Origin of the sequence: Cypionkella sp., from assembly GCF_034376685.1 — a bacterium.
GTDB lineage: Bacteria > Pseudomonadota > Alphaproteobacteria > Rhodobacterales > Rhodobacteraceae > Cypionkella.
Genome location: NZ_JAXMJJ010000009.1, coordinates 1 through 13,194, shown reverse-complemented (window position 1 = coordinate 13,194; position 13,194 = coordinate 1). Strand labels below are relative to the sequence as shown.

Below are 13,194 nucleotides of genomic sequence, written 5' to 3'. Positions count from 1 at the left end.
CCGCACCCTCAGTTGGTTTCAGCGGCAACAGCCGCCACCGGGTTGATATGATCGCCGTCGCGCACAAAGGCCCCGGCTTTGGTCACCACGGTGTCGCCCACCTGCAACCCGTCCAGCACTTCGATCCAGCCGCCATCGCGCACGCCTGCGGTGATCTCGCGCTCTGACACCACAGCGCCTTGCACCAGCATCACCGAGGTCTTGCCGCCCGAGGATTTCACCGCCGTGATCGGCAGCGCCGGGGTGTCGCCCTCACGCACCAGAATGCTGGCCTCGACATACATGCCGGGGCGCACCAAGGATGCATCGTCAATCGCAATCCGCACCCGGCCCAGACGGGTGACCGCATCAATACTCGGCTCGACCAGAGCAATCTTGCCGCTCAGCGGTTTGACCATGCCCACCAGCCGCAGTTCGGCGGTTTGCCCCACCACCAACCGCGTCAGATCGGCTTCGGCCACATCGGCGCGCAGTTCCAGCGCGCCATCGCGGATCAGCGTGAACATCGGTTGACCCGCAGCGGAAGCAATCGCCCCCAGCTGCGCATTGCGCGCGGTGATCTCGCCCGCGAAGGGGGCGGTGACTTCGGTGCGCGCCAGTTGCAGATCGACATTGGCCAGTTGCGCCTCGACCAAGGTCTGCTGCGCCTTTGCGGCCTCCAGCGATTGCACCGCGACCGAAACCTGCGCTTGCGCCGAGACCGAGCCTGCAAGGGCAGTATCCGCCGCCGCTTGGCTGGCCGAGCCTTGGGCTTTCAGCTTGGTGGTGCGGTCCGAGGTGCGCTGCGCCTCTGCGGCGGATGAGTTCGCCGCAATCACCTGCGCTTGCGCTTGGGCAATCTGCGCCTTCGCGGCGGCCAAAGAGGCTGCAAGTTGCGCCTTTTGCAGATCAAGTGTCGAGGTTGACAACCGCGCCATCACTTGTCCGGCCGTGACTTTATCCCCGACATCGGCAAGCAAGGCTTCAATCGGCTGGCCTTCAATCAGCGGGGCGACCTGAATGGTTTGCTGCGGCGCCACCAGACCCGAGGCCAGCACCACATCGCGCAGATGCCGGGTTTCCACCGCAGACACCGTGATCGCAGGCAGCACTTGTGCTACGGGGGCATCAGGCGCGGCGGTTTCGGCCAGCATCGGAGTGGCTGCAACAGCCTGCATCGCCAGAAAAATCACAACAATACGGGAGATAAACATCGGGTCAGCCTTTCGCGCTGCTGGCGGCAATTTCGTCTAAGGTTTGATCAATAATACGCAAGATCATCGCGTTGAGATCATTGCGCACAGTCTCATCCTGCTGCGGCATCATCGCCGAGGATTTCACCAACAGCACAATCAGCGCCGCATGGGCGGCGAACCGCGCGCGGGATTGCTCTAGGCTCAGACCGGTGGCTGCGGCAAAAGCCTGCAACAAATAGTCAACAATCGTGGTTTCCATCAGCCCGCAGGCAAGGCCGATTTCGGGCTTGCGCAGGGCAGTCGCGGTGATTTCGGCCCACAGCGCGCCATCATGGTTGCATTGGTGCTCGACCAGTTTGATCCGCACCTGCTGCCGCATCGTCTCAATCGGGTCGTCCGAGGCGAAAATCGGTTGGAAGTCTTGGGTCATTTCCTCAATATCAAGCGCGATCAATGCCTGCACGATCGCCGCTTTTGATGGGAAATAGCGGTAGAAATTGCCGACGCTCATCCCCGCCGCGCGGGCCAGATCCTGCATCGAGGCCCCGTCAAAGCCCTTTTCGGCAAAAGCCTGCCGGGCTGCGGCCAAAATTTCGGCGACGCGCGCATCGGCGGCGGTATCGGCTGCGGTTGTTGGGGCGGTTGAAGACGACAAGGCGGCACCTGCTGGAATGAACGTTCATTCATTACCATTGCTGCACCTGCACGGTCAAGATGAATCACAAGCGCGCGATAAGGCGGCTTCCGGCGCTGCCTTGCCACCTTGCGGCGGCTATGTTGCGCGCAGGCTTTCGGGCGTGTATCAGGCGGAAAACCATTGCGAGGGATATAGATGCGTCGGGTTGTCATTACGGGTCTGGGAATGGTCACGCCGCTGGCTTGCGGTGTCGAGGAAACGTGGAGCCGACTGCTCGCTGGCCAATCCGGGGCAGGGCCGATCACCCGCTTTGACGCATCGGGCGTGGTCACCCAATATGCCTGCGAAATCCCGTTCGGCGATGGCAGCGACGGCACCTTCAACCCCGATCACTGGATGGAGCCGAAAGACCGCCGCAAGGTCGATGATTTCATCCTGTATGGCATGACCGCCGCCGTGCAAGCCGTGCGCGATTCCGGCTGGGAGCCTGTCACGGATGAGGACCGCGAACGCACCGGCGTGATGATCGGCTCGGGCATCGGTGGGCTGACGTCCATCGCGGAAACCGCCGTGTTGATCAAGGAAAAGGGCGCAAAACGCGTCTCGCCATTCTTCATCCCCGGCAGCCTGATCAACCTGATCTCGGGCCAAGTCTCGATCCGCTTCGGCTTCAAAGGCCCGAACCACGCGGTGGTGACCGCCTGTTCCACCGGAGCCCACGCCATCGGCGACGCCGCCCGCCTGATCCAATGGGGCGACGCCGATGTGATGCTGGCAGGTGGTGCCGAAGCGCCGATCTCGGAAATCGGCATCGCCGGTTTCAACGCCTGCAAGGCGCTCTCGACCAAACGCGCCGACGATCCGACCAAGGCCAGCCGCCCCTATGACGCCGACCGCGATGGCTTTGTGATGGGCGAAGGCGCAGGCGTGGTGGTGCTAGAGGAATACGAACACGCCAAGGCGCGCGGTGCGAAAATCTACGCCGAAGTCCTCGGCTACGGCCTGTCCGGCGACGCCCACCACATCACCGCGCCGTCAGAAGATGGCGAAGGCGGCTTCCGCAGCATGAAAATGGCGCTGAAACGTGCCAACTTGGAGCCCTCTGCCATCGACTACATCAACGCCCACGGCACCTCGACCATGGCCGACACCATCGAACTCGGTGCGGTCGAGCGCATGATGGGCGACGCCGCCAGCAAAGCCACGATGTCCTCGACCAAATCCTCCATCGGCCACCTTCTGGGCGCTGCCGGTGCGGTAGAGGCGATCTTCTGCGTCCTCGCCATCCGCGATCAGATCGCCCCGCCCACCATCAACCTCGACACCCCGGCGGTCACCTCAAAACTCGACCTCGCCCCGAACAAAGCCGTCAAACGCACCATCAACGTCGCCCTCTCGAACTCCTTCGGCTTTGGCGGCACCAACGCCAGCTTGGTCATCGGCAAGGTCGCCAACTGATGTGGCGCTCGGTCGCCTCCAACGCGCTGACCTTGTTCATCGTGCTGCTGATCTTTGCCTTCGGGCTGATCGCATGGGGGCGGCAGGCCTTCACCGGGCCGGGTCCGCTGACCCAAGCGATCTGCTTCAAGGTCGATAAAGGCGCCAGCCTTGCGCAGATCAGCCGGGGGCTGGAGGCCGAAGGCGCTGTCACCGATGCCCGCATCTTCCGCATCGGCGCCGATTATGCGCAAGCCGCGAACGATCTGAAATTCGGCAGCTACCTGCTGCAACCGCAATCCTCGATGGGTGAGGTTCTCACCGCCCTGACCGCAGGCGGCCAATCCACCTGTGGCCGCGAAGTCAACTTCCGCATCTCGGTCGCCACCGCCGAAGTCATCCTGCGCGAGCTTGACCCCGCCACCAACCGCTATGTCGAGGTCGCCAAATTCGACCCCGCAGCCGAGGCCGCCCCCACCGCCTACCTTGATGCTGCCCAAGCCCCCGACATCCGCTGGCGCATCACTCTGGCCGAGGGTGTGACCTCATGGCAGGTCGTCGATGCCCTGAAACGCGCTGATTTCCTTGAAGGTAGCATCGACAAACTGCCCGCCGAAGGCACCCTGTCGCCGGATAGTTATGAGGTCGAAAAGGGCTTTGACCGCGCCACTTTGGTTGCCGATATGGAAGCCCGCCAAGCCAAAACCTTGGCCGAACTCTGGGCCACCCGCGCGGAAGGTCTGCCCTATAAAACCCCGGAAGAAGCCTTGGTGATGGCCTCGATTGTCGAGAAAGAAACCGGCATCCCGACCGAGCGGAAACAGGTCGCCTCGGTGTTCATCAACCGTCTGGCCAAGGGCATGAAGCTGCAAACCGACCCGACGGTGATCTATGGCGTCACCAAAGGCGAGGGCGTGTTGGGCCGTGGCCTGCGCCAATCCGAACTGAAACGCGCCACCCCGTGGAACACCTATGTCATCGACGGCCTGCCGCCGACCCCGATCGCCAATCCGGGCCGCCTGAGCATCGAAGCCGCCCTGAACCCCGACACCACGCCGTTCCTCTACTTCGTCGCCGATGGCTCCGGCGGCCATGCGTTTGCCGAGACACTGGCGCAGCACAACGAAAACGTCACCAAATGGCGGGCGATTGAGGCCGCCCAGGGCGAAGAAGCGGCGGGTGGGGTGCAGGAGTAACCACGCCTTCCTTCTGTTTCCGGTTTACTGCGCATAGGGCCAAAGGCCATTGAGCAAGGGGCACTGTGCCACAACCCAACGCCTCAGAAATCGGGGCGCGCCTGACTGGGCGGAGGACTGCGGCGGCCAATGACAAAGCTGCCATGACTGCACCTTCACAGCCGAAAGCCCCGCTGCCACCCAGACCCGAACCGAAAGAAAACTCTGCGGGGCAGAGTTTTCCGGTTCATTGCGCATAAGGCGGAACGCCGTTGAGCAAGGGGCGTCGTGCCACAACCGAACGTATCAGAAATCGGGGCGCGCCTGACTGGGCTGGCGCGGTAACGCGCCTGCCGGGGGCAGGCAGGCGCGGCCCGATTTGTTTGGGAACAAATCGGGCAAGGGCAGCGCGGAAAACGACGAAGGAGATCTTTCTCATTGTCGAGTTTCCTTGCAAAAGGGCATTTGCTGCAACATCATCAAACCATGACAAAAGATGATGGCGTCGAGAAAATCGAAGAACAAGTTGTACTGACTTATCTGCGGTCCGGTGACTTCAATGGGATGGGCGTCGCACGTCTTACAAGTGACGATGAGCTTGCAGCCGTTTCACATTTAATAGCGAATGGCAGGCTTGATTTGGTTCGAGGGGATGGACACCCAAACCCTCATATTAAAGCATTTGTCGCAGAGTCTATAGCTACTCAGCTCGAAAAAATTCGAAGTGATGGCCTCGTCGGTTGTCTATATCCTACGCCGCTAGTGTTGAAAGAGCGAAAGGCTGGCGATGGAGAAGTTGCACCCTATACACGTGAGCTTTTGGAAGGTGCCCCACAGTTGAGTCATCGGGCCTTTGATCTGAGGGCACTCGAATGGTATCGCAATGACCCGCGATTTGAATTCGATGTCGATGACATACATGGGAGGATAATTCAAAAGGAAGGGACACAAGTTGCAGGACGTTCAGTTGTGCGAGATGGGTTAGAGTTCTTGGACTTCGGCTTTGCATATGATCCTGATATGCATAGAGCTATAGCCGTTTTCGTGCGTTATCTTCACGATCTGCCAAGTGAACAGCAAATTGAAATGAAGAAGCACGAGTTGGAGGGTGAGTATGCGCTGCATCCGGACTTTTATCGTACTCAAATAATTGGAGATTTTCCTGAACGACCATCTATTTATGACGCGTTCCTTGAAGAAAAACTTCACATCAATCAAATATGCAAACTCCTGAGGAAGCCAAATCTGTTTAGAACTGAGTTTCAAGAAGGAAGACGCCCGCACGGCTTTGGAATTTTGCTTAGACCGACAAAGAAGGAGTTTGGGGACTTTGCGCTGCAGCTTGATCAGTTGCTGAGTGACGACCTCAACAGAGAATTCTTCAATGGTGACCTCGAACTCAGCCGACGTTTAACGAACGAGGAGGGCCGCGTGGAGATTCATCCGAAAGGAACTATCCAACTTTTGCAAGAATGGATGACAGCTAAGGTGAGGCCTGTCGAGGCCGAGCCTATGGACGAAATGTTCAAGAATTTTCGTGCAGTGCGAAAGACTAGGCAGAAGCCAGCCCACATTGTGGAAGATAATGAATTCGATCAGAAATATCTTGCGGAGCAGCGGGAACTGATCCTAGCGGGTTATGGCGCTGTTCATACTTTGCGTATGGTGTTGGAAAATCATCCCTTGGCGCGGGGCTACCGAGTGCCAGATCATATTCGGCAAGCAAAAGTCTGGACATTTTAGTTGTATTCCAACTTGTTTCTTTATCGTTGACTGATGTTGCCGAGTTTAGCAGTTGGTCTGGATGGTCACCCAAAACCTTAACAATCCCTTAACATCACCACCCCATCCCCTTGATATCAAACACATAAAAAAGGTCCCGAGTTGGGACCGGCCCCACAACCCTCCCAACCCCAGCGATTTCTTGACACATCGCGGGCAGCGGCCTAGCCTTCCTGCATTGTAGTTTCAAAGGCTTTGCCATGGTCGGATTTCCCGCAGCCCGCGTGACGGACATGCACACCTGCCCGATGTGTGCGGGCGCGCCGTTCCCGATCATGCCGCCCGCGATGATCACCGTCTTGATCGGCTCGCTCCCCGCCGCCCGCATGACCGATATCTGTGCCTGCATCATCCCCGCTCTGGTGCCGATCCCGTCACCCGATCCGATTGCCTTCGGCTCGCCCACCGTTCTGATCGGCGGCCTCCCCGCCGCCCGGCAGTTCGACCCGACGATGAAGGGCGGCGCGATCATCCTCGGCCTTCCCACCGTGCTGATCGGCATCGTCGCGACACCTGCTCCGGGCGAACCCGGCGCGCTGAATATCTGGGAAGAGGTGCTGCCCGACGGCACCACCGTCACCCATGTCGGCCCCAACATCACCATCGTCGGCACCAAGGCCTTTCGTGACGCGGTGGTGCGAGATTTGCAGCGGCTGGATTCGACGCCGTCGGGACAGGCTTTGCTGACCAGCCTGAACGCGCCCGGCAAAGGGCCGGTGACGATCGTGGCGACCACGGGCGGGAATGAGGTGGACGGCACCGGGGCGGGGGCCAACAGAAACGCCGATGGCACGCCCGGCGCGGGATCGGGCAGCACGCTGCATTACAACCCGGACAAGACCCAGATCGGCGATGGCTCGAAGCCCTACATGACGCGGCCGCCTGCGGTGGCGCTGGGGCACGAGTTGAACCATTGCGAGCAGGCGCAGAATGGAACCTGGACCGACGACAGCACGGGCGGAACCAACAACAATGAGTTGGAGGCGGTGGGCCTGCCACCCTATCAAAACAACCCGCATTCCGAGAACAACATCAGGAAAGACCTGGGCCAACCGCCCCGGACCGAATATTAGATGCGCGCGTTGGCCCTGATTTTCGGGCTGATGACAATGGGTGCCGAGGCACAGGAGCAAGTGATGGGCGTGGTGAGCGACGGCGATATCAGTGTTGGGGTGATCTGGGAGGTGCAGGACTCGGGTGTGGTCGGGCGCTACCAGCTGCGCAACGCTGGGGCGGCCGAGGTCTACGTGTTTGATCGGCTGTATCGCACCTCGGTGACGGGGTTTCGCACGGTCGACCCGGATTATGCCTGGCACTGGCTGGAGCCGGATGGGGTGTTCCGGGTGGCGAAATTTGTGCCGCAAGTGCCTGCTGGTAAGAAGGTGGAAAGCCCAGAGGTCGCCTATGCGCGGGTGTTGGCGGCAGGCGCGGTGCTGGAGGGCCGGGTGCTGCTGCCGGGGCGGCTGGATCAGGATTTGCCCTATGGCGTGACGCCGCCGTTGGCTGCGGTGACGGCGATTACATCCATCGTGTTGTCGGTGGGCTATGCCGAGGTGGACCCGCAGGTTGAGGCCACTGAAATCAAGGCGGGCGATGAGGTGGTGCTGTCTTTGCCCTATGGCTGGTTGATCGGGCAACAGAGGATTGTGAGCGCGGAGCCGCAGGCTTTGGCGGTGCCGATGCAGCGCTGAGGGGGTGGCTTTGACTGTCCCTGAGACGGCTGGATTGTGGCGTGCGGTGGAGCCTCCGGCGGGAGTATTTCGAAAAGAGCAACTCGGGGTGTTGGGACTGCTTTGGAGAGGGCCAGACTGCTGGCGCGTGCGTTAAGGTTAGTGGAAGGTTAACCGATCGGTCGGTAACACATTGATATCAAGTGTTTAACTTGACTCTGCGACCGCTCTGATCTATAGATTTTGACATGCTGGAAGAGGTGGGCGAACGGCCAAGGGGGTAACTCCCTTTGGGCCGTTTTTTCATTTTACTCGTGCGGGGGCGGCATGAGAGGCGGGCAAAACGGGCATGACACTAAATTTCTCCTTCGGAGAACGGCCGCCAAGCGATCTGCTGGCGGATGCAGAGCAATATTATGAATCCACGGTCTCGGATCTGCTGAAAGCGATCAATGCGCTGAAGGCGGGCGAGTTTGAAGTCTCAAAGGCGGTGCCGCAGACGGTGCGCGATTTGCGGCTGGCGTTGGATTTGGTCCATAGTGAAAGGGGACGTCTTGAAAAACTTCGCAAACAAGTTGCCGGGGCTGTCGGAACCGGCACGCTCGATTTACACACCGCACGCGATGAGATCGGGCGCCGATTGGCTTGCCTCCGCGACGCAAGCGCAGGTTGACGAATTTCTCGATGGTTTGAGTGAGAATGCACTGTTGGCGCTGCCGTGGATGTTTGAATTCTGGGCGTTGCCGCACCAGTTGCCGCCTGCGGGGGCATGGAAAACCTGGGTGATCATGGGTGGGCGCGGGGCGGGGAAAACCCGCGCCGGGTCGGAATGGGTGCGCGCGGAAGTTGAGGGGGCGGGGCCTGCGGATGCGGGGCGCTCGCGGCGGGTCGCACTGGTGGGTGAAACCGTGGATCAGGTGATTGCGGTGATGATTGAAGGCGAGAGTGGGATTTTGGCCTGCTCGCCGCCCGATCGCAGGCCGGAATGGCAGGCGACCAAGAAGCAGTTGCTCTGGCCGAATGGCGCGATTGCGCAGGTGTTTTCGGCGCATGAGCCGGACAGTTTGCGCGGGCCGCAGTTTGATGCGGCTTGGGTTGATGAGTTGGCAAAATGGCCGAAAGCCGAGCAGGCATGGGATCAGTTGCAGTTTGGTTTGCGCTTAGGCGAGAACCCGCGACAGGTGGCGACGACGACGCCGCAGAATGTCGGGGTGTTGAAGGATATTCTGAAGAACCCATCGACGGTGATGACCCATGCGCCGACCGAGGCGAACCGGGCCTATCTGGCGGCCTCGTTCCTTGCGGAAGTGCGAACGCGTTATGCGGGCACCACCAAGGGCGCGCAGGAGTTGGATGGGCTGTTGATCGAGGATGCCGAGGGGGCGCTTTGGACGACGGCGATGCTGGAGGCGGGGCGGATCACGGAAGTGCCGCGTTTGCAGCGTATTGTGGTGGCGGTGGACCCGCCGGTGACGGGCCACGGCAGATCGGATGAATGCGGGATCGTGGTGGTGGGGGCTGTCACCGAGGGGCCGACGCAGAATTGGCGGGCGGCGGTGTTGGCGGATTGCTCGGTGAAGGGGGCCACGCCTGACCAATGGGCGCGAGCGGCGATTGCGGCGATGGAGCGGTTTGGCGCGGATCGGCTGGTGGCGGAGGTCAATCAGGGCGGCGATCTGGTGGAGGGGGTGATCCGGCAGATTGACCCACTGGTGCCGTATCGCTCGGTGCGGGCCTCAAAGGGCAAGGGGATCCGGGCAGAGCCGGTGTCGGCTTTGTATGAGCAGGGCCGGGTGAGCCATGTGCGGGGGCTGGCGGCGCTGGAGGCGCAGATGTTGCAGATGACGGCGCAGGGCTATCTTGGCAAAGGCTCGCCGGATCGACTGGATGCGCTGGTTTGGGCGCTGACGGATCTGATCGTAGAGCCTGCAGAGAAATATCGCCACCCGCAAATGCGGGGGCTTTAGCTGTTGCAGCGGGCAGCGCGCGCTGGGTTCGGGGGATTTAAACTATTCCCGTTTAGAACGGATTTCAGACAAGCGCGGCCTCGGTGAAAGCCTGATGGGCCGGGAAGATAGGAGCTTTGAAGCATGGTGTTCGATTTCCTGAAACGCGCGCCACAGGTGCCGGAGAAGAAGGCCTCGGCCACCGGGCGCGTAGTGGCTTGGGGCGGATCGGGTCGGGTAGCGTGGAGCCCGCGTGATCTGGTGTCACTGGCGAAAACCGGGTTTCAGGGCAATCCGATGGGGTTTCGCGCGGTGAAGCTGATCTCGGAAGCGGCTTCGGCGATGCCGTTGGTCTTGCAGGATGAAGGACGGCGCTATGATAGCCATCCGGTGCTGGATCTGATCCGCCGACCTAACGGAGCGCAGGGGCGGGCGGAGTTTCTGGAGGCGGTTTATGGGCATCTGCTGTTGTCAGGGAATGCCTACATTGAGGCGGTGCCAGGGGCGGGGGCTGTGCCGGGTGAGTTGCATGTGTTGCGCTCGGATCGGATGTCGCTGGTGCCGGGGGCGGATGGCTGGCCGGTGGCCTATGACTATTCGGTAGGCGGGCGGACGCACCGCTTTGTGATGACGCCGGAAAGCCAGCCGATCTGTCATATCAAGACCTTTCATCCATCGGATGATCATTATGGTTTCAGCCCGTTGCAGGCGGCGGCGGTGGCGATTGATGTGCATACCTCGGCGAGTGCCTGGTCGAAGGCGTTGCTGGATAATGCCGCGCGGCCTTCGGGGGCGATTGTCTACAAGGGCGCGGACGGGCAGGCGCAGCTGTCGACCGATCAGTATGATCGCTTGGTGAGTGAGATGGAGATGCATCATCAGGGCGCGCGCAATGCCGGGCGGCCGATGTTGCTGGAGGGCGGGTTGGACTGGAAGCCGATGGGGTTTTCGCCTTCCGACATGGAGTTTCAGCAGACCAAGGAAGCGGCGGGGCGCGAGATTGCCACAGCGTTTGGGGTGCCGCCAATGCTGATGGGGATACCAGGGGATGCGACTTATTCGAATTATCAGGAGGCCAACCGGGCGTTTTATCGGTTGACCGTGCTGCCGCTGGTGGCGCGGGTGACGGCGGGGATTTCGCATTGGTTGTCGACGTTTACCGGAGAGTTGGTGGAACTTAGGCCCGATCTGGATCAGATCCCGGCGCTGGCGGTTGAACGTGATCAGTTGTGGGCGCGGGTCGGCGCTGCGGCGTTCCTGACGGAGGTGGAAAAGCGCATCCTGCTGGGCCTGCCTCGCATTCAGGAGGGCGAATGACGCCGCCGCGCAAAGCGTCTGACGGCTCGCGCTATCTTTATGACAGTTTCGATGCGGCTTCCGCACGGATCGAGGCGAATGAGCGCGTGGCCGAGGAGCGTTGGGCGGCGCTGGATTACCGTTTGGGCCAGATTGATGCGGTGCTGGAGCGGTTGGAAAAGCGGATTTGGGTGGGCGTCTATGGGGTCGCGGCGTTTTTGCTGGCCCAGATGGCCGAGGCATTGATGCAGGCGGCGGGCAGATGAGAGGGTTTGCGATGAAGTGGAAAATGCAGGGCGCGCCGGAGTGCAAGTTTCAGCAACCCGAAGCGCGGCTGGTGGTGACCGATGGCAGCCGGGTTGAGGGCTATGCCAGCCTGTTCGGGGTGCGCGATCAGGGCGGAGATGTGGTGCAGAAGGGGGCCTATGCCGCCAGTCTGGCACGCCTTATCGGGCAGGGCCGTGCGGTGAAAATGCTGTGGCAGCACGATCCGACCCAGCCGATTGGGGTGTGGGACGAGGTGCGCGAGGACGGCGTGGGCCTGTGGGTCAAGGGCCGCATCCTGCCGGAAGTCGATAAGGGCCGCGAGGCGGTGGCTCTGCTGGCGGCGGGGGCGATTGACGGATTGTCGATTGGTTACCGCACGGTCAGAGCGGAACGCGATGGCAAAGGGCAGCGCCTTTTGTCTGAGCTGGAGCTTTGGGAGGTGTCACTGGTGACCTTCCCGATGCTTCCCGAGGCGCGGGTTTCGGCCAAGGGCGATCTGCCTGAAGCTGATTTTTGGCGCAAAATGGCGCAGGTGTTTGACGACGCGCGCCAATCCCTGGCCGAGCGCAACTAGCGGCCTTTCACGACCAAACAACTTCCACGACCAAACACGGGGAAATCAAGATGACCGAGACGAAGGCTCGGGCCGGTGAGGCTTTGCCTGCGGCCCAGATGGGTATGAACCAGAATCCAGCCGCACATCCGGGTGCGGAAGTGAAATCCGCGATGGCCGGATTTCTGAGCGCCTTCAGGGGCTTTCAGGACGATGTGAAACAATCACTGCAACAACAGGACGAAAGATTGACCATGCTTGATCGCAAACAGATGACCTATACCCGCCCGACGCTGTCGGCCTCGGCGGAACTTGACGTGCCGCACAAGAAGGCGTTTGGCGCCTATCTGCGCTCGGGCGATGATGACGGCCTGCGCGGCCTTGTGTTGGAAGGCAAGGCGATGTCCACCGCCGTCGCCGCCGATGGCGGCTATCTGGTGGACCCGCAGACGGCGGACAGCATCCGCTCGATGCTGGTTTCGACCTCGTCGCTGCGGGCGATTGCAAATGTGGTTCAGGTGGAAGCCACGTCGTTTGACGTGCTGATTGACCGTTCGGAAGTCGGCTCGGGTTGGGCCACGGAAGCGGCGGCGACGGCAGAGACCGGGACTCCTGCGATTGAGCGGATTTCGATCAAGCTGCATGAGCTGTCGGCGATGCCGAAGGCGTCGCAACGCTTGCTCGATGACAGCGCGTTTGACGTGGAGGGCTGGTTGGCGGGCAAGATCGCCACCCGCTTCATCCGTGCCGAGGCTTCGGCGTTTATCAACGGTGATGGCGTCGACAAACCGAAGGGCATCTTGCTGCCGACCAAGGTTGCCAATGCGTCCTGGAGCTGGGGCAACATCGGCTACATCCCAACCGGGGCCGCAGCAGATTTCGCACCGACCAACTCGGTCGATTGCATCATCAGCCTGGTCTATGCCTTGGGGGCGGATTACCGCGCCAATGCCAGCTTCATCATGAATTCGAAAACCGCAGGTGCAGTGCGCAAGATGAAGGATGCTGATGGCCGCTTCATGTGGTCGGATGGCTTGGCTGCGGCGGAACCTGCGCGTCTGATGGGCTATCCTGTGCTGATCTGCGAGGACATGCCCGATATCGCCGCCAACGCCTATGCGATTGCCTTTGGCGATTTCAAATCGGCCTACACCATTGCCGAGCGTCCTGATCTGCGGATTTTGCGCGATCCGTTCTCGGCCAAGCCGAACGTGCTGTTTTATGCCTCCAAACGGGTGGGCGGCGATGTCACCGAC

General features: G+C 61.0%; 13 protein-coding genes. 11 read left to right on the top strand and 2 right to left on the bottom strand.

All coding sequences use genetic code 11. The annotated features are described in order from the left end of the window. Nucleotides 1–8: 8 nt before the first annotated feature. Together U1A24_RS02490 and U1A24_RS02485 are read right to left on the bottom strand one after the other, a co-directional pair. A complete protein-coding gene (locus tag U1A24_RS02490) occupies nt 9–1,193 on the bottom strand; it encodes an efflux RND transporter periplasmic adaptor subunit (RefSeq protein ID WP_322320412.1) in 1,185 nt (394 codons plus the stop codon). A gap of 4 nt (nt 1,194–1,197) precedes the next feature. Continuing rightward, a complete protein-coding gene (locus U1A24_RS02485; RefSeq protein WP_322320411.1) occupies nt 1,198–1,830 on the bottom strand; it encodes a helix-turn-helix domain-containing protein in 633 nt (210 codons plus the stop codon). 177 nt (nt 1,831–2,007) lie between these two features. On the opposite strand from U1A24_RS02485, the gene fabF reads away from it, so the two are divergent. The 11 genes from fabF to U1A24_RS02430 form a co-directional block, all read left to right on the top strand. Next, entirely contained in the window at nt 2,008–3,270 is a 1,263-nt protein-coding gene (fabF, locus tag U1A24_RS02480; protein WP_322320410.1) for a beta-ketoacyl-ACP synthase II, read from the top strand. Further along, a complete protein-coding gene (mltG, locus tag U1A24_RS02475; RefSeq protein ID WP_322320409.1) occupies nt 3,270–4,445 on the top strand; it encodes an endolytic transglycosylase MltG in 1,176 nt (391 codons plus the stop codon). Before fabF ends, mltG begins: the two co-directional genes overlap by 1 nt. A gap of 465 nt (nt 4,446–4,910) precedes the next feature. After that, nucleotides 4,911–6,167 (top strand): hypothetical protein, encoded by a 1,257-nt coding sequence (locus tag U1A24_RS02470; protein WP_322320408.1) that lies wholly within the window; start codon nt 4,911–4,913, stop codon nt 6,165–6,167. 239 nt (nt 6,168–6,406) lie between these two features. After that, the gene (locus tag U1A24_RS02465; protein WP_322320407.1) at nt 6,407–7,279 is read left to right on the top strand and encodes a M91 family zinc metallopeptidase; all 873 of its coding nucleotides are present in this window, start codon (nt 6,407–6,409) and stop codon (nt 7,277–7,279) included. Further along, complete coding sequence (locus U1A24_RS02460) at nt 7,280–7,897, top strand: hypothetical protein (protein WP_322320406.1); 618 nt, start codon at nt 7,280–7,282, stop codon at nt 7,895–7,897. Between the two features lie 328 nt (nt 7,898–8,225). Beyond that, the gene (locus tag U1A24_RS02455; protein WP_322320405.1) at nt 8,226–8,549 is read left to right on the top strand and encodes a hypothetical protein; all 324 of its coding nucleotides are present in this window, start codon (nt 8,226–8,228) and stop codon (nt 8,547–8,549) included. Continuing rightward, the gene (locus tag U1A24_RS02450) at nt 8,500–9,843 is read left to right on the top strand and encodes a DNA-packaging protein (protein WP_322320404.1); all 1,344 of its coding nucleotides are present in this window, start codon (nt 8,500–8,502) and stop codon (nt 9,841–9,843) included. The genes U1A24_RS02455 and U1A24_RS02450 overlap by 50 nt, the downstream gene beginning before the upstream one ends. A gap of 123 nt (nt 9,844–9,966) precedes the next feature. Beyond that, nucleotides 9,967–11,139, top strand: a complete 1,173-nt coding sequence (locus tag U1A24_RS02445; RefSeq protein ID WP_322320403.1) for a phage portal protein — start codon at nt 9,967–9,969, stop codon at nt 11,137–11,139. Continuing rightward, nucleotides 11,136–11,384, top strand: a complete 249-nt coding sequence (locus U1A24_RS02440; protein ID WP_322320402.1) for a GTA head formation protein, RCAP_rcc01685 family — start codon at nt 11,136–11,138, stop codon at nt 11,382–11,384. The genes U1A24_RS02445 and U1A24_RS02440 overlap by 4 nt, the downstream gene beginning before the upstream one ends. A gap of 11 nt (nt 11,385–11,395) precedes the next feature. After that, on the top strand, nt 11,396–11,959 hold the full coding sequence (locus tag U1A24_RS02435) for an HK97 family phage prohead protease (RefSeq protein WP_322320401.1): 564 nt from the start codon (nt 11,396–11,398) through the stop codon (nt 11,957–11,959). Between the two features lie 50 nt (nt 11,960–12,009). Beyond that, nucleotides 12,010–13,194: phage major capsid protein (locus U1A24_RS02430; protein WP_322320400.1), on the top strand; the 1,185-nt coding region annotated here is incomplete at its 3' end.

Coding starts and splice junctions, on each gene's coding strand:
- U1A24_RS02490 (WP_322320412.1), bottom strand. CDS start 1,193: ATGTTTATCTCCCGTATTGTTGTGATTTTTCTGGCGATGCAGGCTGTT.
- fabF (WP_322320410.1), top strand. CDS start 2,008: ATGCGTCGGGTTGTCATTACGGGTCTGGGAATGGTCACGCCGCTGGCT.
- mltG (WP_322320409.1), top strand. CDS start 3,270: ATGTGGCGCTCGGTCGCCTCCAACGCGCTGACCTTGTTCATCGTGCTG.
- U1A24_RS02470 (WP_322320408.1), top strand. CDS start 4,911: ATGACAAAAGATGATGGCGTCGAGAAAATCGAAGAACAAGTTGTACTG.
- U1A24_RS02465 (WP_322320407.1), top strand. CDS start 6,407: ATGGTCGGATTTCCCGCAGCCCGCGTGACGGACATGCACACCTGCCCG.
- U1A24_RS02460 (WP_322320406.1), top strand. CDS start 7,280: ATGCGCGCGTTGGCCCTGATTTTCGGGCTGATGACAATGGGTGCCGAG.
- U1A24_RS02455 (WP_322320405.1), top strand. CDS start 8,226: ATGACACTAAATTTCTCCTTCGGAGAACGGCCGCCAAGCGATCTGCTG.
- U1A24_RS02450 (WP_322320404.1), top strand. CDS start 8,500: ATGAGATCGGGCGCCGATTGGCTTGCCTCCGCGACGCAAGCGCAGGTT.
- U1A24_RS02445 (WP_322320403.1), top strand. CDS start 9,967: ATGGTGTTCGATTTCCTGAAACGCGCGCCACAGGTGCCGGAGAAGAAG.
- U1A24_RS02440 (WP_322320402.1), top strand. CDS start 11,136: ATGACGCCGCCGCGCAAAGCGTCTGACGGCTCGCGCTATCTTTATGAC.
- U1A24_RS02435 (WP_322320401.1), top strand. CDS start 11,396: ATGAAGTGGAAAATGCAGGGCGCGCCGGAGTGCAAGTTTCAGCAACCC.